We start from the raw sequence: 22563 nt of genomic DNA, 5'->3' as shown, positions 1-22563 counted from the left end.
TACGGAGCGGGCCTTTGGAGGCCCGTTTCCTGCCGGGGAACGGCGGGCGGATGACGCATCTCGCTCACGACCTGCTCGGCGATATTCTCGTGCCGACCGCAGGACCGGAATTCGAGCCGCTGAACTGGCCGAAGGCCGGCGCCTATCCGCTGTTTCCCTATCATAACCGGCTGATCGGCGCGGCGTTCGAGCATGAGGGCAAGCGGCATGAAGTCCTGCCGCATCCGGCACTCGGCAAAGATGCCCAGCACGGCCCGGCTCACCGGCGGCCTTGGTACGTCGTGTCGCATGGCGCCGATCGGATCGAACTCGCGATCGACTATCGTGCGGATGCCGATTGGCCCTTCGATTTCCGTGCCGTGCAGCGATTCATGCTTGGCGACAACCGGCTCGACGTGGAGCTTTTCATGACCAATACCGGCGAAACCTCGATGCCGGGCGGTTTCGGTTGGCATCCTTATCTCGCAGCCGGCTTCGAAAATGCGGCATCCTGCGATGCCGGAAAAATCTGGCCGGTGGGCGAAGCCGGCATTCCGAGCGGCAGCCCGCCGGAAACCCGGGGGACCGAGAAGCCGTTCCCGGGCGAAAACTTCACGATCTTCCTGTCGGGATGGAAGAGCGCCGCCGCCACCTTGAACGGCGGCGCCAACGTCACGATCACAGCCGGTCTGGAACTGCCGCATCTCGTGGCGCATCGGACGCAGGCCTACGTCTGCCTCGAACCGGTATCGCATGTCGCCGGTGCTTTCGGCTTCCCACCGGATACACAAGCGGTTGCGGGACTTTTCGTATTGCAGCCGGGGGAAGGGCGGTCGGCCCGCCTTGCCCTGGAGATCGGCGATTAAGTTTTCCATCTCCAGTTCCGTACCTCCGGCATATCCTCGCCATGTTCGCGAACATAGCGATGATGCTCCTTGAGCCTGCCGCGCAGATTCTCGACGACATGCGCGGCCTTCTCCTTCAAACCCGGCACGCGCTCGATCGCCTCGATGGCGAGGTGGAAACGGTCGAGCTCGTTCAGCACCGTCATATCGAATGGAGTCGTCGTCGTGCCTTCCTCGATAAAGCCGCGGACATGGATGTTGCGGTGGTTGGTCCGCTTGTAGGTCAGCCGATGGATCAGATAAGGGTAGCCGTGATAGGCGAAGATCACCGGTCGATCCGTCGTGAACAGGCGGTCGAAGGCTTCGTCCGCCAGTCCATGCGGGTGATGTTCCTTCGACTGCAGCGCCATCAGGTCGACGACATTCACGACGCGGATCTTGAGGTCCGGGATTGCGTCGCGCAGCAGCGTGACGGCGGCGAGCGTTTCCATCGTGGGTACGTCGCCGGCGCAGGCCATGACGACATCCGGTTCCTTCGTTTTTTCTTCATTGCCGGCCCATTCCCAGATGCCGATGCCGGCCTCGCAATGCTTCACGGCCTCGTCCATCGTCAGCCATTGGGGCTCGGGCTGCTTGCCCGCAACGATGACGTTGATGCGGTCGTAGGTCCTCAGGCAATGGTCGCCGACCCAGAGCAGCGTGTTGGCATCCGGCGGCAGGTAGATACGGACGATATCGGCCTTCTTGTTCGCCACGAGATCGACGAAGCCGGGATCCTGATGGGAGAACCCGTTGTGATCCTGCCGCCAGACATGGGATGTCAGAAGATAGTTCAGCGACGATACGGGTTTGCGCCATTCCAGCTCGCGCGAGACCTTCAGCCATTTGGCGTGCTGGTTGAACATCGAGTCGACGATGTGGATGAAGGCCTCGTAGCAGGAGAAGAGGCCATGCCGGCCGGTCAGCAGATAGCCTTCGAGCCAGCCCTGGCAGAGGTGTTCGCTGAGGACTTCCATGACTCGGCCATCGCGGGACAGATGGACGTCGTAGGGTTCGATCTTTTCCATCCAGACGCGGTCGGTCGCTTCGAAGACGCTGCCGAGCCTATTGGACTCCGTCTCGTCAGGCCCGAAGATGCGGAAGTTCTTGTTCTGCGCATTCAGCTTCAGCACGTCCCGCAGATAGCGGCCGAATATCTCCGTCGACTGGACTTGATGGCCGCCGCGCTCGGCGATCTCGATCTCGTAGTCGCCGATCGAAGGAACAATCAGCTCCTTTCGCAGCCGGCCGCCGTTCGCGTTCGGATTGGCGCCCATCCGCCGTTCGCCCTCGGGCGCCAGCACCCTGAGTTCCGGCTTCAGGCGGCCGTTGGCGTCGAAGAGATCCCGCGGATCGTAGCTCCGCATCCATTCTTCGAGAATCTGCCGGTGGCTGTCGTCGTCGCGGCAATTGGAGACGGGAACCTGGTGCGAGCGCCAGAAGCCCTCGACCTTCTTTCCATCGACCTCCTTGGGGCCGGTCCAGCCCTTGGGGCTTCTGAGCACGATCATCGGCCATCGCGGCATACCGGTCGCCGGGACTCCGTTGCGCGCATCCTGCTGGATCGCCCGGATGAGGCCGAACGCCCGGTCGAAGGTCGCCGCCATCTTCCGGTGCATGTCCGCGGGTTCGTCGCCTTCGACGAACAAGGGTTCGTAGCCATAGCCCGTGAACAGGCTCCTGAGGTCGTCGTCGCTCGCACGTCCGAGGATGGTCGGGTTGGCGATCTTGTAGCCGTTGAGATGCAGGATCGGCAGGACCGCGCCGTCGCGGACGGGGTTCAGGAACTTGTTCGAATGCCAGCCGGCGGCGAGCGGACCGGTCTCCGCTTCGCCATCGCCGACGATGCAGGCGACGATCAGGTCAGGATTGTCGAAGGCCGCTCCGAAGGCATGCACCAGCGCATAACCGAGCTCGCCGCCTTCATGGATCGAACCCGGCGTTTCCGGTGCGGCATGACTCGGAATGCCGCCGGGAAAGGAGAACTGTTTGAAGAGCCTGCGCATGCCGTCCGCGGTTTCAGGCACGTCCGGATAGATCTCGCTGTAGGTGCCTTCGAGATAGGTGTTCGCCACCATGCCGGGTCCCCCATGACCCGGGCCGCAGATATAGATGACATCGAGGCCGTGGGCCCTGATCATCCGGTTGAGGTGCGCATAGATGAAATTCAGTCCCGGCGTCGTGCCCCAATGGCCGAGCAGGCGCGGCTTGATGTGCTCCGGCCTCAAGGGCTCCGACAGCAGCGGATTGTCGAGAAGATAAATCTGTCCGACGGATAGATAGTTCGCCGCGTGCCAATAACGGTCGATCAGTTGCAGTTCGGTATCGGCAAGAACGGTTTCTGCACTGTTATCCATCTCCGTCTCCTTCAACTGGGATTGCCGAGAAAGGGCAGGGCTTCGTTTGCAAGCACCTGTTCCTCGTCCGTGGGAATGATGAATGCCTTGATCCTGCTCAATGGAGTGCTGATCACCGTCTCGCCGGCCCCGTTGCGGGTCTCGTCCAGCTCCAGCCCCGTCCATTTGAGATGAGCGCAGACGCGCCGCCGCACCTCCGGCTGGTTTTCGCCGACGCCCGCCGTGAAGACCACGGCATCGAGGCCGCCGAGGGTCACCGCCATGCGGCCGATCTCGCCGGCGATGCGGAAGCAGAAGAGATCGATCGCCTCGGCAGCTTCAGGGGCCGCGCTTTGCAGAAGCTCGCGCGTATCGCCGCTGATGCCGGAAACGCCGAGAAGGCCGCATCGATGGTAGAGGAAGTTCTCGATGTCGCCGACCTCCGACCTCCGCTCGCGCAGAAGATAGAGGATGGCGCCGGGATCGAGCCAGCCGGGACGCGTCGCCATGGGAATGCCGTCGAGAGCCGAAAAACCCATGCTGCAATCGCGGCTGGCGCCGCCTTCCAGGGCGCAGAGGCTGGCGCCGCTTCCGAGATGTGCAGCAACCACTTTTGCCGCTGCGGTGTTCGGATAGATTTCCTGAAGCTTTCCGGCAATGAATTTGTAGGAGAGGCCGTGGAAGCCGTATCGGCGCAGGCCGGCATCGTGCAATTCCCGCGGGATGGCGAGACGGCGGACGATCTCCTGTTGCGTGGCGTGAAACGCCGTATCGAAGGAGGCCGTCTGCGGGAGATCGGGCCGAAGCTCTCTCAGGGCATGGATCACCTTCAGGGCCTGCGGCTGATGCAGCGGAGCCAGGGGCACCATGCCCTCGATTTGACGGATGACGCCGGCGTCCAGGCGCGCTGCCTCCCGGAAGCGCAGCCCGCCATGGACGACGCGATGGGCGGCGATTTCCAGCGTTTTGCCCGCAAGGTGGGGGAGCAGGCTGTCGAGCGTTTCTTCCACGACTTCGCCGAAGCCCGCTTCGTGATCGCCGGACAATTTGCGGTCGAATGTCTCGTTGCCGATCGCATAGCGAAACACGACGCCGGCTTTCCCGAAATCGATCTTGCCCTTGCCGATCGGCTCTGCCCGGTCGCCTCTAATATCGAAAATACCGATCTTGAGGGTTGACGATCCGGCGTTGAAGGTCAGGCAGACTTGGTCGGCAGGCATGTTCGCTCCACGATGCGTATCCGCGCTGGCGCCGATCTTCCGGCCTCTCGCCATTTAGGGCTGTTCGTTTCCGCGTAAACCCGGTTCGGCGGTGTCCGTGCTGGATACGTCATTCGTTGTCGGACTTCGTGCTTCCTGGGATGAAGTGTGCGACAAGGCGAACGACCGTCACGATAATTGCACCGAACGCGACCCCCACGATCAACAAGAAGGTCTGGCCGGCGCCCGCCGCAATCCCTATCGCTGCCGCGAGCCAGATATTCGCGGCGGATGTCAGGTTGTGAACGTTGCCCTTGGAAAAGAAGATCGCGCCAGCGGCTATGAAGCCGACCGCCTGCGCCAGGCCTTGAACAACCCGCAGCGGATCGACATTCGTCGCTCCCCGCAGGCTGAGGTCGTCATAGATCATCATCGCGGAGACGGTGATGACCGCCGCGCTGAGCGCCACGAGAGCATGGGTCCTTATACCCGCGGCGATCCCCCGCATTTCGCGGTCCAGCCCGAGCAGCGTTCCGGCAAGACTGGCAATACCCAGTCGAAAAACGATGTCCTCAGGTGACATTTCTCTCCCCTTTTCCAGTTATAGCGGTCATAGAGTCTGCCGTCATGCTTCCCTGATGCCAGGGGCCGCCGCCACTTTTGGCAATCACCATCGAACCTTGATCTGCTATTTTGGTTTCAGGAAATAGGATCCAGTTCGGTGGCCCGCATGATTATCCAGCGTATCAGCTTCTATGTGCTTCTGATTCTGGTGACCATCGCGTTCATCGCCGTCGTCCTGCCCTTCTATTCGGCGATATTCTGGGCCGTCGTTTTCGCGATCATCTTCTTTCCCCTTCATGCAAGGCTGGAAACGGGCCTGCACGGGCGCCGGAATACCGCCGCGGCGCTCTCCGTCCTGATCTGCCTTTGCCTCGTCATCATTCCGGGGCTGATCATCCTCAGCTCGCTCGTCCAACAGGGCAATCATCTCTATCAACGCATCGACAATGGTGAGATCGATGTCCGGCGGCTTCTCCAGCAGTTGCAGGCCGCCTTGCCGCTGTTCCTGCAAGAAAGGCTTCAGGCGCTGGAGACGAACGGCTTTCAGGAACTGCGGGACCGCATCTCGTCGTCGCTCGTGCAAGGCGGAGGCTTCTTCGCCGGACGCGCTCTGAGCTTCGGCCAGAACACGCTGCAGTTCTTCGTCACCTTCGGCGTCATGCTCTACCTGTTGTTTTTCCTGTTCCGGGACGGGCGCTTCCTGGCTCGGATCGTCCGCAACGCCCTGCCGCTGAGCGACGCCCACACGCTCCAATTCACGTCTAAATTCACCTCCGTCGTTCGGGCGACCGTCAGGGGCAATATCATCATCGCGATCCTGCAGGGATCGATCGGCGGCGTTGCCTTCTGGGCTCTCGGGGTGGAGCCCGCTCTGCTCTGGGGCGTTCTCATGAGCTTTCTCTCATTGCTGCCGGCGGTAGGGGCCGCGCTGATCTGGGTGCCCACCGCAATCTACCTCGCGCTCACCGGGTTCTGGATCAAGGCGCTCATTCTCGTGATGATCGGTGTTCTGGTCATCGGTCTTGTTGACAACCTGCTCAGGCCGCCCCTGGTGGGGAAGGAAACCAGATTGCCCGACTACGTCGTTCTCATCTCGACGATAGGCGGGATTTCGCTCATCGGAATCAACGGCTTCGTCATAGGGCCATTGATCGCGGCCCTTTTCATGGCGGCCTGGGGCATCTTTGTCGAAGAGCAGGGCGGCGGCGGGCCGACGGATGCCGGCTGAAATACCTCCGGCAACCGTGGAACCAAGATCCGACTGCTCAGTTCGAGAGGGACACGAACATGATCATGGAGGTGAAGCCATGAGTGCTTCGGGTCTTGCCGTCTTCGATAAGACGCTGGGTGCGGAAGGTCCGGGAGAGCCTGCCGAAGGAGATCCAGGAGCTTTGGCCGGATCCCAGCAAGCCGCATTGAGACCTGACCGGCGGCTTTCGGTTGCAGGCAGCCGAAAACAGAGGACCTGGACAATGGGCATGACGTTGATAAGTCCGGCATTTGCCGAAGGCGAGCCGATGCCGGAGAAATACACCCGCCTTGGAGAAAACCTGATGCCGCCGCTGAAATGGAGCGGCATTCCTCAGGAAGCGAAGAGCCTGGCATTGATCGTCGAGGATCCCGATGCTCCGAGCGGCACCTTCCGCCATTGCGGAGTGTTCAACATTCCCGCGGGCTGGAGCGAGCTTTCCGAGAGCGCCGACACGGCGCCGGGCGGCCCGCGTTTCTCCCGCAATGACTTCGGCAACGCCCGGCAATGACTTCGGCAACGCCCGGTATGACGGACCGCAACCCCCGAGGGGCCATGGAACCCATCACTACCATTTTCGGCTTGCAGCGCTCGACGTTCCGAAACTGACCGTGCCGGATTCGGCCGGCATCGAAACCATGTGGCAGGAGGCGCGCAAGCACGCGCTTTCGGAAACATCGCTGACCGGAACCTTCGAAGTGCATTGAAACATCCGGGAAACATCCGGGAAACATCCGGCACAGCAAAGGAGGATGAACCATGAAAGTATCGGAGATCATGTCGCGCGACGTGCAGATCGCCAACCCTCAGCAGACTATCGCTGAGATCGCCAGGAAAATGGCCGATCAGCAGATCGGTTTCATGCCGGTCGGCGACGGCGATCGCCTGGTCGGAGCCATCACCGATAGGGATATGGTGGTGCGGGGGCTGGCCGATGGCCTGGCAGGCGACGCCAAGGTTCGCGAGGTGATGACGCGCGACGTCAAATATTGCTTCGAGGACGACGATGTCGATGATGTCGCCCGCAATATGGGACAGGTCCAGGTTCGCCGGCTTCCCGTGGTCAATCGCGACAAGCGTCTGACGGGCGTGATATCGCTCGGTGATGCGGCGCTTACCGAAACCGCCGCGGCCGGCGCGGGGCTGAAGAAAATCGCACGCCCCGGCGGCGCTCACGCGCAATAAAAGCGAACACGGAAGCAGGAATGGAGCCGGCGGCCGCCGCCGGCTCCATTCTTCACGGGCATTCGGGCATCCTCTTTCGACTATCCGCACCTTTCCAACATCCCGACCGAACCGAACGGGCGATGGGCTTCGGCAGGTGCGACCTTTTGGACCGGGGCAGACCGGAAAGATATCGGAACTATCGCGCGGCTCCTCAGTTGACGTTTTGAAAGTGAGAAAAAAAGCAATGCAACAACCGCCTACCGAACCTGTTCCGAACCCGCAGCCGCCCGTGCCTCCGCCGGCAACCCCGATCCCGCCGATCGAGGAGCCGGAGCCGGACCGGCTGCCCGACGAGGAACCCAATCCCAATCCCGACGAAACCGACGAACCGGCCAAGTATACGTGCCATGAGCTCGCAGCGACCTACGGCATCAGCGAACAGGAAGCAGCGCGGCTGATCGAAAGGTTCGGCGCCTCCGCCGCCGAACTGGACCTTATCCTGGCGGCAAAGGGGCGAACGAAAAACCACCGCCGTCAGGATATTGCCCGTACGGCAGAGGAGATCGCGTTCGGGTAAGCCAGGTGCAATCGACATGACGAAGACATGCGTGAAGCCGGCTGGTGCATTGTTTGCGATGGCATCGCTGATGGCTGCATTCCTTCCTGTGAAGGATGTGGCGGTACAGACCCCTTTGCCGGAGAAATGCGCCGTCCCCACCGAACCGGAAAACCGTCAGCAGGAAGCACCCGAAACCGGCGAGCGGAACCTTTCCAAAAGCTCGACGATTGCAACGGCGTGCTGAAGCGCCGGGCGTCGGCGACAGCGAGATGGTCGAACCCGCTCCGGACACCGGCAAGTTGCGGGTGATCCGGCCGGACATGCTTCCGCCCGATGCCAATCCGCCAAACCAATCCGGCAACTGACCGAGATCTCGGTTTCGGGTGAAAGGTTCGGCTACAATCCGAAAGGATAGGTTTCCGGCGCGCCCTCCTGCACATGTTCCGGCAGCAGCGGCGCAACCGGGTTTGTCCTGTCGAACCAGACGAAGGCATCGAACTGGCGCGGCAGGGAAGCATACATGTAATGGCTGAGGCGCTCCGTCTCCGGGCGGTATATCACACCGATGAAGCGTTCAAGCCGCGGCTCCAATAGGCGCTGTTCCACCAGCGGATGTCTCGGCATGTCGAGGAGGAAACGTTCCGGCCCCGCCTCATGCATGAGCTGCTCGTAACTACCGTCCAATGCCGGGCGCACGGTCTTCACCTGCATCTCCCCATCCCAATCGTCTGCGGCGGCGACCTCTCCCTCATGGGTGCCGAAACCGATCAATGCAGCCTCGTTGCCGAAGCGCTGGCGGCAGAGCTGGCCGATGTTGATCTCGTCGCGTGCGGTGCCCATGTCCGTCTGACGGGCGTCGCCGATGTGGGAATTATGGGCCCAGACGACCGCCTTGGAACCCCGGCCGCGAGCCTTCAGAAGTTGCTCCAGCGTTTCGAACATATGGGTATCGCGGAGATTCCAGGATTGAGAACCTCCGTAATACATGATGCGATAGTAGCGCTCGGCCGATGCGATCAGCCGTGCATTCTGGGCGGCATCGAACAGCTCCTCGCCGTCCCGAAGCGAACGGTCAAGCTGGCGCGCCAGCAGATCCCGGCATTGGGCGACGACTGCCTTTTCGCATTCTCCGTGGCCCTCCGTCAGCACGGCGCGTCCATAGGTGGAAGGTTCGTTCTGCCAGGGCGTCAGGCAGCCGTACCGTTGCCGCGCGACCTCCGCGGCCTGCGGATCGGCCTCGTCGAGATAGGCGAGTACCGCGGCGATCGAGCCGCTCATGTTGTAGATATCGAGCCCATAAAAGCCGGCCCTTTTTCCGGCGTCGAAAATGTTCTGGTTGTGCTCCCGCAGCCAGCCGATGAAGTCGGAAACCTCCTTGTTGCGCCACATCCAGGTCGGAAATCGCCGGAAGGGGGCTTCGAGCAACTTTCCCGGCCGGTCGCGGACATAACGGTCGACGGCGGCTGCATCGGGCCAGTCGGCCTCCACTGCGACGATGTTGAAACCGTGCCGCTCGATAAGGCGCCGGGTGATCGCCGCGCGGGCCTGGTAGAATTCCGACGTGCCGTGGCTTGCTTCGCCGAGCAGCACGGCCCGTCGGCTTGCGAACCGGTCGAAGAGCCGTCCGAAGTCCAGATCGTCGAGGGCGGGAAGCGGTTCCGCCGCTTCGGCGATCAGTTCGGGCAAGCTTCGCTCTCGCGGTCTCGCCACGTGACCCGGCTCATGCCAGCCTTGCTCGCCGATCAACGGCACGAAGCGAACGCCGCCGAGGTCTTCTTCCTCGAATGTCGTGGCGCTCGTGCGCGTGACGCGGATGAGCCGCTGCTCGCCTTCCGATCCGACCGGAATGATGAGGTGCCCTCCGAGATCGAGCTGTTCCTTGAGCGCCCGCGGAACGGAAGGCCCTCCGGCCGCAACGAGGATCGCATCGAACGGAGCGGCCTCGGGCCAGCCTTTCGTGCCATCGCCGATCCGGACGGCGATGTTGTCGAAACCCAGCCGCTTGAAACGGTGCCGGGCCTGCTCGCCGAGGCTGCGATACCGTTCGACCGTATAGACATGTTCGGCAAGCCGGCTCATCACGGCGGCCGCATATCCGGAACCGGTGCCTATTTCCAGGACGGCATCGCCAGGTTCGATTTCCGCCTTGTCGATCATCAGGGCGACGATATAGGGCTGAGAAATGGTCTGCCCTTCGCCGATCGTCAGCGGCGAATCCTCGTAGGCAAACTCTTCAAAGCCCGGTTCCACGAAAGCCTCCCGCGGCACTTCGCGCAGTGCCTGGAGAAGCTCTGGATCCCTGATCCCTCGGCGAGCCACATGGGCTTCAATCATCCGGTCGCGTGCATAAGCGAAATCGTGCATGGCGGTCGCTCCGGAAGCGCGTTCGATGATCAGCCCAACTCGGCCCCGGCTGAAAAGTTTCATCGGGAAATAGATGGATATTGCTGTCCAAACCGCGTTTTCGAGCGGTCGCGCGCCGCATGATGAAACTTTAAAGGCTTCCCAAGGTTACCGTCATCCGATCAACGGCAGGTGGTGGAAGCACACCGAGGCCGGCCGCGGATTTCTCGCTTTGGCCAGGGATAGGGCTGTTATGGCAGCGGACAGATCAGGACATTCCTCAAACCGGACTTCCCACATGCATATGTTTGCGGGTAAGCGCATCCTGATTGTGGAAGACGAGTACTTTCTCGCCGACGAGACGCGTCGCAGACTGGATCAATTCGGGGCGACCGTCATCGGCCCGGCAGCCCATGTGGAGGAGGCCCTCGCGCTCATCAAACAGGTGGAAATCGACGCCGCGATACTCGATGTGCATCTTGGCGACCAATTCGTCTTTCCGGTCGCCGAGGAACTGGACAGGCTCGATATCCCCTTCGTTTTCGCCACCGGATACGACCCCGCATTCATTCCGAAGAAGTTCACCGGTTTCGCATTTTGCGAAAAGCCGGCCGAGCTGGAGAACATAGCGCTGGCGCTTTTCGGGAAAGATGCCCCCAAGAAGTTGCAATAGGGAAAATCTCAACTCACGTCTTCGCCGAGTTCACGCGCGAGATGGAGGCGCGCCCGGTTGACCCTGCTTTTCATCGTGCCGAGCGGGCAGTGGCACCGTTCGGCTGCATTCTCGTAGCTCACGCCCTGAATGAACACCAGTTCGATGGCGCTGCGGTAATGATCCGGCAAGCGGACAAGCGCCTCTTCCAGTTCCCGGCCGCGTAGCGACCATTCCTGCAGGGGCTGAACGGACGGGCGATTGGCGAGGCTATCTTCTATTCCGACATGTTCCCGTTTCGAAAGGCTGAACCTTGTGCAAAAGGAATTGCGCATGATGGTGAAGAGCCAGGACTTCAGATGCGTTCCCTCCTGGAACTTGTCGAGATTTGCGATCGCCTTCAAAAGCGTTTCCTGGACGAGATCGTCGGCGTCGCTCGGTGCGCGGTAAAAACGGGCGGCAAATCGTCGAAGTGCGGGGATCAACTCCACCAACTCGATTTCCAGCCGGCGGCGTGAGCGGGCTTCTGACATGCGATTCCTCCGCGCAGTTAAGAAGGAGTTTTGACGAGCTTCTTCATGGGCCGAACAAGCGGTTGCGCGTTTCGTTCCCGGAGGCGACGGCGGCAGCGGTGGCTGTTCTTCTCTTGTGACGGAACCCTGCGTACCCTCCGCAGTTCGATGCTGGCGAATGTTCCGTGCGCAAGGAGCTCCCCTTGAACCTCAGCACCTTTCTGTTCGGCCGCCGTCTTTCCAACCGGGAGCAGGAGGACAAGAAGATAGGCTGGGTAGAGGCCGTTCCCGCCATGGGGCTGGACGGGCTCGGTTCTTCTTCCTATGGACCGGAAGCGGCGCTCACCGTGCTTATCCCCTTGGGCGCGGCGGGGCTTTTTTTCATAGGCCCGGTGATCGCCTGCATCGTCCTGTTGCTGGCGATCCTCTATTTTTCCTACCGCCAGACGCTGGCGGCCTATCCCACCAGCGGCGGTGCCTATGTCGTCGCAAGAGAAAATCTCGGCGAATATCCGAGTCTTCTGGCCGCTGCCGCCCTGATGATCGACTACGTGCTGAATGTCGCCGTAGGGGTTTCGGCAGGCGTCGGTGCGCTCGTCTCCGCGCTTCCGGTTCTCCATCCCTACATATTGCCGCTCTGCATCGGGATCGTCGCAATCGTTACGCTCGCCAATCTACGAGGGACGGGGGAGGCGGGCTGGCTCTTCGCCTTGCCGACCTATCTTTTCATCTGCTGCTTTCTCGGCGTGATAGGCTACGGCGTGATCCGGATCGTGCTGGAGGGCGATCCCGCCCCGGTGGTCGCTCCACCGCCGCTGCTCCCGGTTTCAGGAGAGGCGACCGTCTGGCTGCTGATGCATGCCTTTGCGAGCGGCTGCACAGCGATGACAGGGGTCGAGGCGGTCTCCAACGGCGTTGGGTCCTTCCGCGAGCCGGTCCTTCGCAATGCCTATGTCACGCTGACAGTTATCGTCGCCGTTCTGGGAATGCTTCTCGCCGGCATCGCGACCATTGCGAGCGTCTTCGAGATCGGCGCAATGCATCAGACCGAAGCGGGTTACCAGAGCGTTCTTTCCCAGCTGATCGGCGCGGTATCCGGTTACAACGCCTTCTACTATGTTGCGATGGCGAGCCTGCTTTCCATCCTCTGCCTTTCCGCCAATACGAGTTTCGTGGGATTTCCCCGTCTTTGCCGGATGGTCGCGGGAGACGGGTATCTTCCAAAGGTTTTCGCCCAACCGGGGCGACGGCTGGTCTTCACGGCGGGCATCCTGTTCCTTTGCGGCTTTGCTGCCCTCCTGCTTGTCTCGTTCGGCGGCATCACGGAAAGGCTGATACCGTTGTTTGCGATAGGCGCTTTCCTGACCTTCACAATTTCGCAGGCCGGCATGGTCATGCACTGGCGCAGGCAGCCAGAACGCCATCCCGGAAAGTTCGCTATGAATGCGGTGGGCGCTTGTTCAACCGGTGCCGCGCTGCTCGTCATTCTTGTCGCGAAGTTCACCGAAGGCGCCTGGATCACGCTGATCGCGGTGCCGCTGACCATCCTGCTTCTCAAAGCGATCAAGGATTACTACGTTTCGCTCGAGGCGGAGTTGCGGAAGCCGGGTCAGATCGTGATCGAAGATACCGAGCCGCCGACCGTCCTTGTCGTGATCGAGGGGTGGAACCGCCTGAGCGAACGGGCGATCAAGTTCGCCCTGACGATCTCGCCCGATGTCGTCGCCGTGCATGTCGTGCGCCTGGGAGGACCGGACTCCGACGAGAACGAGAAGGTACTGCATGACCAGTGGAAAGCCGAAGTCGAGGAGCCGGTCGCCGCACGCGGGCTGAACCCTCCGCGCTTGATCCTCGTTCCGTCGCCCTACCGGCAACTTCATGAATCACTGCTGCGCTTGATCGAGAAATTGGATGCCGACGCGCCCGAGCGGGCAGTCACCGTGCTCATTCCGGAAACCGTCAAGGAGAGATGGTGGCAGAGGCTGCTCCACATGAACAGGGCCGAGCGGCTTCGGTCACGGCTTCTGAGGTCCGGCAATCCGCGGCTGACCGTCGCCACCGTGCCTTGGCGGCTGTCAGGGAATGGGCGGAACGGCGAAGGACGAAAGGCCGGGTGAACAGGCCCTCCACCTAATCCTGCCTGCCATAGATCCGGTCGATGACGTCAGCGGTGTCGATAAGCCTCTCGCAGGCCGGGTCATAGGCCGCGCTGCGCGCAAGCTGTGCTGCCCAGGCGGTGGCGGCGCGGCCGCCCCATGCGTCCGGCGGCTCGGCCAGGAGCTCGCGCGAGGTGCCCCGGAAACGCTCTGCGGTGAAATCATAGAAGGACCCGCTCACGTTGCGCATCGATGCGCTGCCACCGGTGCCGAAGAAGTTCGCTTCGATCACCGCATCGCAGCCGGCCTGCAGCCGCCAGGAGCAGGCGAGGCGGATCACCGCACCGTTGTCGAGGGTCAAGGTCGCGACGCCGTAATCTTCAACCTGGTCGGTTCCGGCGGCAACCGTGCTGCCGCCACTCATGAGATGGCTTGTGACCTCGACGACTTTCGGGAAATCGAGAGTCCACAGCGCAAGATCGATAAGGTGCACGCCAAGGTCCATCACGCATCCGCCGCCGGAGAGTGCCTTGTCGTAGAACCAGGGCTTGTCGGGACCGTAGGCATTGTGGAAGGTGAGGTCGGCGGCAAATACCTTTCCCAGCTCTCCCGAGCGGATGATCTGTCTGATCCGCTGCATGGCCTCAGTTTGACGATAGGAAAGATCGACGCCGAGCAATCGGTTCGCGGCCCTCGCCGCTTCCACCACCGCCGTGACTTCTTCGGCAGTGCGACCCAGCGGCTTCTGGCAGAATACCGCGACACCGGCCTTCAAAGCCTTCATCGATTGTTCGGCATGTTGAGCGCTCGGCGTTGCGATCACCATGCCGTCTGGGTTCTCGGCGAGCAGTTCGTCCAGGTTCTCCATCAGTCGGGCTTCGGGGGCAAGCTTGCTGGCTTCCTCCGCCATGGCCGGTGAGGGATCGGCGATCGCCGACGCCTGCGCCAGTCCGCTGTCCAGGATCGCGTTCATGCGATGGCGTCCGATCCAGCCGACGCCCAGAAATCCAAGTTTTACGGGTCTGGCAGCCGTGCGAAGCTTCTGTTCGGAAATTACTTCGCTCATGGATACGTCACCAGGGCCTTGAGGAAGTTTCCGGGGCGATCGCGCGTATCGTTCAGCGCCTTGTCGAGCCGATCGAGCGGATAGCTGTGCGTATATAGTGGCGACGGATCGAGGCGGCCGTTGGCAACCGCTTCGATCGCCTCGCGAATGCCCCGGATATAGATGGCCGGGTCCCGTTCATGGGCGTTGATGACATCGAGCCCGCGCCAGTTCCACAATTGCATGTTAACCTGCCGCGGACCGTCCTGATGATACCCGGCGATGACGAGCCGGCCGCGCTCCCTTGTGAGCTCACCAGCCAGATCGAGCGGCCACTGCTTGCCGACGGCCTCGATCACCCGGTCGCAGAGGCGGCCTTCGGTCAGTTTTCCGACCTCTTCGATGATGCGCCAGTGATCGTCGAGGGGAATGGTTTCGGCAGCGCCCATCCCTCTTGCGATTTCGAGCGAAACGGGCCGCCGCGAGATCGCGATGACCCTGGCTCCGGATCGGGCGGCAAGCTGCGTCAGCAGCGCGCCCAGGAAACCGATGCCGATGATCGCCACGGTCTGGCCGGCGCTGACATCGGCACGTTTGAAGATGTTCATGGCGCAACCTAGCGGTTCGCCCGGAAACGGTTGACCGTCCAGGGCTTCCGGCAAGCGGACCACCATGCCGGAATCCGCGAGGTCGTGTGTCGCATAGGCATGGTAGCTCAGAGCGGCGACACGATCGCCGATCGCGACGTTATCGACGTCGGGGCCGACTGCATCGATACGGCCCCAGCCTTCATGGCCAAGTCCACCCGGTTCGGTCGGGAATTTCATCCATTCCGGCCCGGCCCAGGGCACGAGATTGGAGGCGCAGACGCCGCAGCCTTCCAATCGGATCCGTACCTGACCGGGGCCCGGTTCGGGCAGGGGCAAGGATTCCAGCCTGAGCCGACCGGGGCCGGTAATGACAGCAGCCTTCATCAAGCCCGTCCGGGCCTTTGCCATGATATTCATGCTCCGCCTCTCTGCTGGGTGTCGGCTTGCACGACCGACGCGGATTGGAACTACAAACCACGCCGAGAGTTCCGGAAGACGATGATGATGCCGGAATTCGACCGGCCCTTTGCCTCTCTATCTCTTCCCGGCCAGTCCGATGGGCGATCTTCCGCAGAGCGAAACAGGAGCCAGCATCGGAGAGTCCATCCCGCGGAGGAGGGGGTCATTGATGAAGTCATAGAAGACAAAGATGTCATTGATGCAGGAACTTTTGTTCCCGAGCCCTGTTCGGCGGCCATGGTCACCTTCATTCCTCTAGTCCGAGGCAGTCAATGGCAACAATTCTTGTTACTGGTGGTTGCGGCTTTATCGGCCGTCACGTGGTGGAAGAACTTCTCGAACAAGGCAACAGCGTACGCATTCTCGACGCTCTTATCGACCAGGTTCATGGCGATGCGGACGCCATGGTCCCGGAAGCGGCGGAGGTCGTCCGCGGCGACGTGCGGGACAAGGCGGCCGTCGAAGAGGCGTTGGACGGCATCGACGGGGTCATTCATCTCGCTGCCGAAGTCGGCGTCGGCCAGTCGATGTACGAGATCGCCCGCTACGTGGGCGGCAACGATCTCGGAACGGCCGTCCTTCTCGAAACCATGATCGGCCGGCCCGTCAAGCGGATCGTCGTCGCCTCGTCAATGAGCGTCTACGGTGAGGGGCGCTACCTGACGTCCGAAGGGGAGCAGCTCGGTTTCGTCCGCCGCAGGAGCGAGCGCCTCAAGGCAGGCCAATGGGACCCGCTGGGGCCGGACGGCGAAGCTCTCACCCCGGTTGCGACGGACGAGGAAAAACCGGTCGACCTCGCTTCGATCTATGCTCTGACGAAGTATGCTCAGGAAAAGCAGGTGCTGATCTTCGGCGAAGCCTATGGCGTCGAAGCAGTGGCGCTGCGGCTCTTCAACGTGTTCGGCGCCGGCCAGGCGCTCTCCAATCCCTATACCGGCGTGCTTGCCAATTTCGCTTCCCGGCTCGCGAACGGCCAGCCGCCGATGATCTTCGAGGACGGCAAGCAGCGGCGCGACTTCGTGCATGTCCGGGACGTCGCCCGCGCCTTCCGTCTGGCGCTCGAAAAGCCGGATGCGGCCGGACACGTGATCAATATCGGCAGCGGGCAGGCCTATACGATCGCCGAGGTGGCGACCCTGCTCGCCGAGGCAATGGGTGTCCCGCATATCTCGCCGGACATCCTGAACAAGACCCGTTCGGGCGATATCCGCAATTGCTTCGCCGATATTTCCAAAGCGCGCGAGCTTCTCGGCTTCGAGCCGAGATACCGGCTCGAGAATGCGCTGGAGCCTTTTGCCGAATGGGTAAGAAGCACCGGCGCCATCGATCGGGGCGCGGAAATGAAGCGGCAGCTTGAAGAACGGGGGCTGGTGTCATGAGTGCGGCGACAAAGCTGGCGGCGCCGAATGTCGCGAAGGACGCCTCGCCCGTGGTGGTGACAGGCGGCAGCGGCTTCATCGGCTCCAATCTCGCGGACAGCTTTCTGCGGGAGGGGGAGGATGTCGTCATCCTCGACAATCTCGCCCGGCCGGGGGTGGACCAGAACCTTGCATGGCTCATGGAGCGACATGGTGCACGCGTGCATCCGGTTCTCGCGGACGTCCGGGATTGGCGCGGGATCGAAGCTGTCTTTGCCGATGCCAAGGCGGTCTTCCATCTCGCCGCGCAAACGGCGGTGACGACCAGTCTCATTCATCCGATCGACGATTTCGAGGCGAATGCGCGCGGCACCATCAACGTGCTCGAAGCCGTTCGCAAGACCGGGAAAAAGGCGCCGGTGATCTTCGCCAGCACCAACAAGGTCTATGGCGCTCTCGAAGACATCGGGATGCTCGAACTCGACGACCGCTATATGCCCGCCGACGAAAACATGCGGGCAAACGGTATCGGCGAGGATCGGCCCCTGGATTTCTGCACGCCCTACGGCTGCTCCAAGGGCGTCGCCGATCAATATGTCCTCGACTATGCGAAGTCCTACGGCATTCCTACCGCCGTCCTGCGCATGAGCTGCATCTATGGACCGCGCCAGTTCGGGACCGAGGATCAGGGATGGGTGGCGCATTTCCTGATCCGCGCGCTCGGCGGAGAGCCGATCTCCATCTATGGCGACGGAAAACAGGTGCGCGACATCCTTCACGTCGACGATGCCGTTTCCGCCTATCGAGCGGTGCTCGCCAATGTCGCCGCCATCAATGGCAGGGCGTTCAACCTCGGGGGAGGGCCGCGCAATGCGGTCAGCATCCTGGCGGTGCTGGGCGAGATCGAAGCGCTTGTCGGTCACCCAGTGGAGACATCATTCGGGGAATGGCGAGCCGGCGACCAGTATTTCTTCGTCGCCGACACCCGAAGGCTGGAAGAGGAACTCGGCTGGCAGGCGCGCGTGCGCTGGCGCAGCGGCCTCAGGCACCTGGCGGAGTGGCTGGTGCACAACCGCTTCGGAGGAGGTCCGCTGCTGCAGGAAAAGCGGAAGGTACGGGCATGATACGGCAGGCACAGACGCGATCCCCGCGAGTGCTGATGACCGTCGATGCGGTCGGCGGCGTCTGGCGCTATGCGATGGATCTGGCCGGGGGGCTGAAGCATCACGGTGTGCGGACCTGCTTTGCCGGTTTTGGTCCAAAGCCGTCGCGGGAGCAGATAAGCGAAGCCGAGGCTCTCGGCGAACTCGTCTGGTTTGATGCGCCGCTCGACTGGATGGTCGATGGCGAAGCCGCGCTGAAAGAAGTGCCGTACCTTCTGTCCAGCCTTGCGCGGCAGAGGAAGGTCGATCTCCTGCATCTCAATCTGCCGTCGCAGGCGGCAGGGCTCGACGTGCCGATGCCGGTCGTGGTCGTCTCCCATTCCTGCGTCGTCACGTGGTTTGCCGGCGCAAAAGGCTCCGCGGTTCCGGAGGGCTGGCGCTGGCAGCAGCGCCTGAACCGCGAGGGTTTCGAACGGGCGGACGTGGTGCTTGCCCCGAGCCACAGCCATGCCGCCATGATGGAGGCGGCTTACGGGCCTATCTCGAACCTGAAAGTCATCTACAACGCCAGCCGTCTCGAAAACGTGGCCGGACCCAAACAGGAATTCGTCTTCGCCGCCGCCCGCTGGTGGGACGACGGCAAGAATGGCGCGATGCTCGATGCGGCCGCGGCAAGGGCTCGATGGCCGGTTGTCATGGCCGGCGCGAACCGGGGTCCGAACGGACAATATCTGGCGCTTCGAAGCGCGGACTATCGCGGGGAGCTTTCCCATCGCCGCGCAATGGTGCTGATGCGGCAGGCGGCCGTCGTCGCGTCTCCTTCCGTCTACGAGCCTTTCGGGCTTGCGCCGCTGGAAGCCGCCAGAGCCGGCGCGGCCTTGGCATTGTCCGATATCCCGACCTATCGGGAGCTCTGGGAGGGCGCGGCTCTCTTTGCCGATCCTCATGATCCGGAGGCTTTTGCGGACGCTCTCAATCTTCTCGCGGACGATGACGGCCAACGGGCCGTGCTGGCCGTCAAAGCCTACGAGCGATCGAAGATGTTTGGCGTCGAGGTCCAGGCCGCGGCGGTCAATCATATCTATTCCGGCCTTCTTCATCAGGGTCACACCCTGACAGCAGCGGAGTGATTATGAGATTTGTCTTCTATACGCATTCATTGATTTCCGACTGGAACCACGGCAACGCGCATTTCCTGCGCGGCGTCATGCGCGACCTGATCCGCCGTGGCCATGAGGCGCTGGCGCTGGAGCCGGAGGGTTCCTGGAGCCGCGCAAACCTTTTGAAGGATCAGGGAGCGGTCGCCATCCAGAAGTTCCGCGAGACGTTTCCGGAACTGCGATCGCATATCTACGGCAAAGGGTTCGATCACGAGGCCGCCGTTGCCGACGCCGATGTCGTGGTGGTGCATGAATGGACCGAGCCGAAGCTTGTGGAACGGATCGGCCGGGCGCGGGCCGCCGGCGGCAGGTTCACGCTGCTCTTTCACGACACGCATCACCGGGCCGCATCGGCGGAAAGCGATATCGCAGGGTTGAAACTGGACGACTATGACGGCGTTCTCGCCTTCGGCGAAACGCTGCGCGAACGCTATCTTCGCGCCGGCTGGGGCAGGGCCGTCTTTACCTGGCATGAGGCGGCCGACGATCGGCTTTTCCGGCTGAGGCCTCAGATAGCAAAGACCGGCGATATCATCTGGATCGGCAATTGGGGCGACGACGAGCGCTCCAGCGAAATCATGGAATTTCTGGTGCGGCCGGTGAGGAAGCTCGGCCTCGATGCGACGGTTCGCGGGGTGCGCTATCCCGACCATGCGCTGGAGGCCCTTCGGGGGGCCGGCATCGCCTACGGTGGTTGGATCGCCAACGCGGAGGCGCCGCTTGCCTTCGCCCGTCACAAGGTGACGGTGCACATACCGAGGCGGCCTTATGTCGAAAACCTTCCTGGCATTCCGACCATCCGCGTTTTCGAGGCACTGGCCTGCGGCATACCGCTGATCTCCGCTCCCTGGGACGACAGCGAAAATCTCTTCAGGGCGGGGGAGGATTATCTCGTTGCCCGCAACGGCGAGGAGATGGAGCGCCTGCTGCGGCAGGTTCTTTCCGACGAAGGCCTGGCTGCGCATCTTATCGAATCCGGCTTCGAAACCATCCGCACCCGGCATACGTGCCGCCATCGGGGCGATGAACTGCTTTCCATTCTCGCGGCCTGCGGCACAGCCCGCGTCACCGGAAAACTCGCCGTCAGGGAGGCCGCCGAATGAAGATCGCGTTTTATGGCTCAAGCCTCGTGTCCGCCTATTGGAACGGCGCTGCTACCTACTATCGCGGTCTCCTGCGCGCTTTGGCGGCCAAGGGATATGACATCACCTTCTACGAACCGGATGTCTATGACCGCCAGAAGAACCGCGACATCGATCCGCCGGACTGGTGCAAGGTGGTCGTCTACGAGGGCACGATCGAGGCCTTGAAGGCTGTGACCGCTGATGCCGGGCAGGCGGACATCATCGTGAAGGCAAGCGGAGTGGGCTTCGAGGACGATCTTCTCCTTGAAGAGGTTCTGCGCGCGGCAAAGCCGAACGCACTCAAGATATTCTGGGATGTGGATGCTCCAGCAACGCTTGCCGAACTGCGCGCCGCGCCCGATCATCCGCTGCGCAAGGCCCTTGCGGATATCGATATGGTGCTGACATACGGCGGCGGCGATCCTGTCGTGAACGCCTACCGGTCCATCGGCGCGGCCGATTGCATCCCGATCTACAACGCCCTCGACCCCGAGACCCATCATCCGGTCGCCAAGGATCTTCGCTTTGCCGCCGACCTCGGTTTCCTCGGCAACCGGCTGCCGGACCGGGAGGCACGCGTCGAACACTTCTTCCTGGAACCGGCCTCGCGGCTGCGGGAGCAGACATTCCTGCTTGGCGGTTCCGGCTGGCAGGACAAACCCATGTCGCCGAACGTGAACTATATCGGCCATGTCTCCACCCGCGACCACAACGCCTTCAACGTGACGCCGAAAGCGGTGCTCAATATCTCCCGGGCCAGCATGGCGGAGAACGGTTTCTCGCCCGCGACCCGCGTCTTCGAGGCAGTGGGCGCAGGCGCCTGCCTGATCACCGACTACTGGGAGGGCATAGAGCTTTTCCTGCAGCCGGACGAGGAGGTTCTGGTCGCGCGCGATGGGCAGGACGTTGTCGACCTCCTCGCCGAGCTGACGCCCCAGAACGCGAAGACGATAGGCGAGAAGGCGCTTGCCCGCGTCCTTGCGGAGCACACCTACGCGCATCGCGCCGAAAAGGTCGATGCGATCTTTCGGGCGCATTTGGGCTCCCGGATGGAGGCTGCCGAATGAAAAAGCGCCTCGATATCGCCATCCTCGGTCTTTCGCTTTCCTCCTCCTGGGGAAATGGCCATGCGACGACCTTCCGCGCTCTCTTCCGGGGGCTGAAGGCGGACGGGCACAACGTCTTGTTCCTGGAACGGGACGTTCCCTGGTATGCAAGCAAGCGCGATCTTCCCGATCCGGACTTCTGCGAACTCGACTACTATTCCGATCTCGAAGAACTAATCAGGACCTATGCAGATCGTCTTCTAAAGGCCGATGCCGTGATCGTCGGCTCCTATGTGCCCGAGGGCGCGGCAGTGATCGACAAGGTCGCAGCTCTTCATCCCAAACGGCTCTGCTTTTACGATATCGATACGCCGGTGACGCTCGCGAAGCTTGACCGGGGAGACGAGGAATATCTGACGCGCAGCCAAGTCCCGCTCTTCGATGCCTATTTCTCCTTCTCCGGGGGAGAGGTGCTGGAGAGGCTCGAGAAGCGTTATGGCGCGCGCAAGGCCCTGGCGCTGTATTGCTCGGTCGATGCGGATCGCTACCGCAGTACCGGAGAGGCCCTCCGCTGGGACCTCGGTTATCTCGGAACCTACAGCCCCGACCGTCAGCCGACGCTCGAAAGGCTTCTTTTTGAGCCGGCTCGCCGGCTGCCGGACCTGCGTTTCGTGGTGGCGGGTCCTCAATATCCGCCGGAGATCGATTGGCCCGCCAATGTGGAGCGGATCGAGCATCTGCCGCCTTCGGAACACCCGAGCTTCTACAGCCGCCAGCGCTTCACGCTGAACGTCACCCGGGCCGACATGATCGCAGCCGGCTGGTCTCCAAGCGTGCGCCTGTTCGAGGCGGCTGCCTGCGGAGCGCCGATCATCAGCGATTTCTGGCGTGGGCTCGACGAGCTGCTGCCCGAAGGCGAAGCGCTGATCATAGCGCGGCAAACCGGGGATGTGATCACGGCTCTCACGGAGGTGACCGAGAAGGATCGCAGGTCGATTGCGCTGGCCGCGAGGGAGAGGGTGCTGCGAGGCCATACGGGTCTTGCGCGTGCCCGCGAACTGACGGCCGCCCTGGAAGAACTGCCGGTGCGCGAGCAACGGAAGACATCAACGCTTGTGTGTGTTTCAGCCTAAGGAGA

19 protein-coding genes and 2 pseudogenes are annotated in these 22563 nt (G+C 62.2%); 14 read left to right on the top strand and 7 right to left on the bottom strand.

What is annotated here, in order from left to right:
• Positions 1–50: 50 nt before the first annotated feature.
• On the top strand, positions 51–845 hold the full coding sequence (locus ACMGE0_RS04895; protein WP_436814744.1) for an aldose epimerase family protein: 795 nt from the start codon (positions 51–53) through the stop codon (positions 843–845).
• Here the strand turns inward: ACMGE0_RS04895 and ACMGE0_RS04890 are convergent.
• The 3 genes from ACMGE0_RS04890 to ACMGE0_RS04880 all read right to left on the bottom strand — a co-directional run bounded on the left by ACMGE0_RS04890 (position 842) and on the right by ACMGE0_RS04880 (position 4981).
• A complete protein-coding gene (locus ACMGE0_RS04890) occupies positions 842–3220 on the bottom strand; it encodes a phosphoketolase family protein (protein WP_436814743.1) in 2379 nt (792 codons plus the stop codon). The two genes, ACMGE0_RS04895 and ACMGE0_RS04890, sit on opposite strands and share 4 nt — an antisense overlap.
• Before the next feature lie 11 nt (positions 3221–3231).
• Positions 3232–4419 (bottom strand): acetate/propionate family kinase, encoded by a 1188-nt coding sequence (locus ACMGE0_RS04885; protein ID WP_436814742.1) that lies wholly within the window; start codon positions 4417–4419, stop codon positions 3232–3234.
• A 109-nt stretch (positions 4420–4528) separates the two neighbouring features.
• Entirely contained in the window at positions 4529–4981 is a 453-nt protein-coding gene (locus ACMGE0_RS04880; RefSeq protein ID WP_436814741.1) for an MgtC/SapB family protein, read from the bottom strand.
• A gap of 147 nt (positions 4982–5128) precedes the next feature.
• Between ACMGE0_RS04880 and ACMGE0_RS04875 the strand changes: the two genes are divergently transcribed.
• The 5 genes and pseudogenes from ACMGE0_RS04875 to ACMGE0_RS04855 all read left to right on the top strand — a co-directional run bounded on the left by ACMGE0_RS04875 (position 5129) and on the right by ACMGE0_RS04855 (position 8181).
• A complete protein-coding gene (locus ACMGE0_RS04875) occupies positions 5129–6190 on the top strand; it encodes an AI-2E family transporter (RefSeq protein WP_436815060.1) in 1062 nt (353 codons plus the stop codon).
• A 244-nt stretch (positions 6191–6434) separates the two neighbouring features.
• Positions 6435–6918 (top strand): annotated as a pseudogene (locus ACMGE0_RS04870) (YbhB/YbcL family Raf kinase inhibitor-like protein).
• Between the two features lie 52 nt (positions 6919–6970).
• Entirely contained in the window at positions 6971–7396 is a 426-nt protein-coding gene (locus ACMGE0_RS04865; RefSeq protein WP_436814740.1) for a CBS domain-containing protein, read from the top strand.
• A 226-nt stretch (positions 7397–7622) separates the two neighbouring features.
• Positions 7623–7955, top strand: coding sequence for a hypothetical protein (locus ACMGE0_RS04860; protein WP_436815080.1), 333 nt, complete (start codon positions 7623–7625; stop codon positions 7953–7955).
• Positions 7956–7986: 31 nt separating this feature from the next.
• Entirely contained in the window at positions 7987–8181 is a 195-nt protein-coding gene (locus ACMGE0_RS04855) for a hypothetical protein (RefSeq protein WP_436814739.1), read from the top strand.
• Positions 8182–8333: 152 nt separating this feature from the next.
• Here ACMGE0_RS04855 and ACMGE0_RS04850 read toward each other — a convergent pair whose 3' ends face one another.
• Complete coding sequence (locus tag ACMGE0_RS04850) at positions 8334–10301, bottom strand: protein-L-isoaspartate(D-aspartate) O-methyltransferase (protein ID WP_436814738.1); 1968 nt, start codon at positions 10299–10301, stop codon at positions 8334–8336.
• A gap of 277 nt (positions 10302–10578) precedes the next feature.
• Here ACMGE0_RS04850 and ACMGE0_RS04845 point away from each other — a divergent pair, with 277 nt between their 5' ends.
• Positions 10579–10953, top strand: coding sequence for a response regulator (locus ACMGE0_RS04845; RefSeq protein WP_436815059.1), 375 nt, complete (start codon positions 10579–10581; stop codon positions 10951–10953).
• An 8-nt stretch (positions 10954–10961) separates the two neighbouring features.
• Here ACMGE0_RS04845 and ACMGE0_RS04840 read toward each other — a convergent pair whose 3' ends face one another.
• Positions 10962–11465: a sigma-70 family RNA polymerase sigma factor gene (locus ACMGE0_RS04840; RefSeq protein WP_436814737.1), complete on the bottom strand. Its 504-nt coding sequence runs from the start codon at positions 11463–11465 to the stop codon at positions 10962–10964.
• A gap of 182 nt (positions 11466–11647) precedes the next feature.
• Here ACMGE0_RS04840 and ACMGE0_RS04835 point away from each other — a divergent pair, with 182 nt between their 5' ends.
• Positions 11648–13561 (top strand): APC family permease, encoded by a 1914-nt coding sequence (locus ACMGE0_RS04835; RefSeq protein WP_436814736.1) that lies wholly within the window; start codon positions 11648–11650, stop codon positions 13559–13561.
• Positions 13562–13574: 13 nt separating this feature from the next.
• Here the strand turns inward: ACMGE0_RS04835 and ACMGE0_RS04830 are convergent, their stop codons facing one another.
• Entirely contained in the window at positions 13575–14606 is a 1032-nt protein-coding gene (locus ACMGE0_RS04830) for a Gfo/Idh/MocA family protein (protein WP_436814735.1), read from the bottom strand.
• Positions 14603–15592 (bottom strand): MDR/zinc-dependent alcohol dehydrogenase-like family protein, encoded by a 990-nt coding sequence (locus ACMGE0_RS04825; RefSeq protein ID WP_436814734.1) that lies wholly within the window; start codon positions 15590–15592, stop codon positions 14603–14605. Before ACMGE0_RS04825 ends, ACMGE0_RS04830 begins: the two co-directional genes overlap by 4 nt.
• Positions 15593–15906: 314 nt before the next feature.
• On the opposite strand from ACMGE0_RS04825, the gene ACMGE0_RS04820 reads away from it, so the two are divergent.
• From ACMGE0_RS04820 to ACMGE0_RS04795, 6 genes and pseudogenes are all read left to right on the top strand, one after another.
• Positions 15907–17013 carry an NAD-dependent epimerase/dehydratase family protein gene (locus tag ACMGE0_RS04820; RefSeq protein WP_436814733.1) on the top strand — a complete coding sequence of 369 codons (1107 nt, stop codon included), beginning with the start codon at positions 15907–15909 and terminating at the stop codon, positions 17011–17013.
• A gap of 11 nt (positions 17014–17024) precedes the next feature.
• Positions 17025–18116: pseudogene (locus ACMGE0_RS04815) on the top strand (SDR family NAD(P)-dependent oxidoreductase); the annotation flags it as partial.
• Positions 18113–19225: a glycosyltransferase family 4 protein gene (locus ACMGE0_RS04810; RefSeq protein ID WP_436814732.1), complete on the top strand. Its 1113-nt coding sequence runs from the start codon at positions 18113–18115 to the stop codon at positions 19223–19225. The pseudogene ACMGE0_RS04815 and the gene ACMGE0_RS04810, both read left to right, overlap by 4 nt.
• Positions 19226–19227: 2 nt before the next feature.
• Positions 19228–20358 (top strand): CgeB family protein, encoded by a 1131-nt coding sequence (locus ACMGE0_RS04805; RefSeq protein WP_436814731.1) that lies wholly within the window; start codon positions 19228–19230, stop codon positions 20356–20358.
• Positions 20355–21446, top strand: coding sequence for a CgeB family protein (locus ACMGE0_RS04800; protein WP_436814730.1), 1092 nt, complete (start codon positions 20355–20357; stop codon positions 21444–21446). Before ACMGE0_RS04805 ends, ACMGE0_RS04800 begins: the two co-directional genes overlap by 4 nt.
• Positions 21443–22558, top strand: coding sequence for a CgeB family protein (locus tag ACMGE0_RS04795; protein ID WP_436814729.1), 1116 nt, complete (start codon positions 21443–21445; stop codon positions 22556–22558). The genes ACMGE0_RS04800 and ACMGE0_RS04795 overlap by 4 nt, the downstream gene beginning before the upstream one ends.
• Positions 22559–22563: the final 5 nt, after the last annotated feature.

The organism is Neorhizobium descurainiae, assembly GCF_051400715.1.
Taxonomy (GTDB): Bacteria; Pseudomonadota; Alphaproteobacteria; order Rhizobiales; family Rhizobiaceae; genus Neorhizobium.
This window is presented reverse-complemented; position numbering and strand designations above follow the sequence as displayed.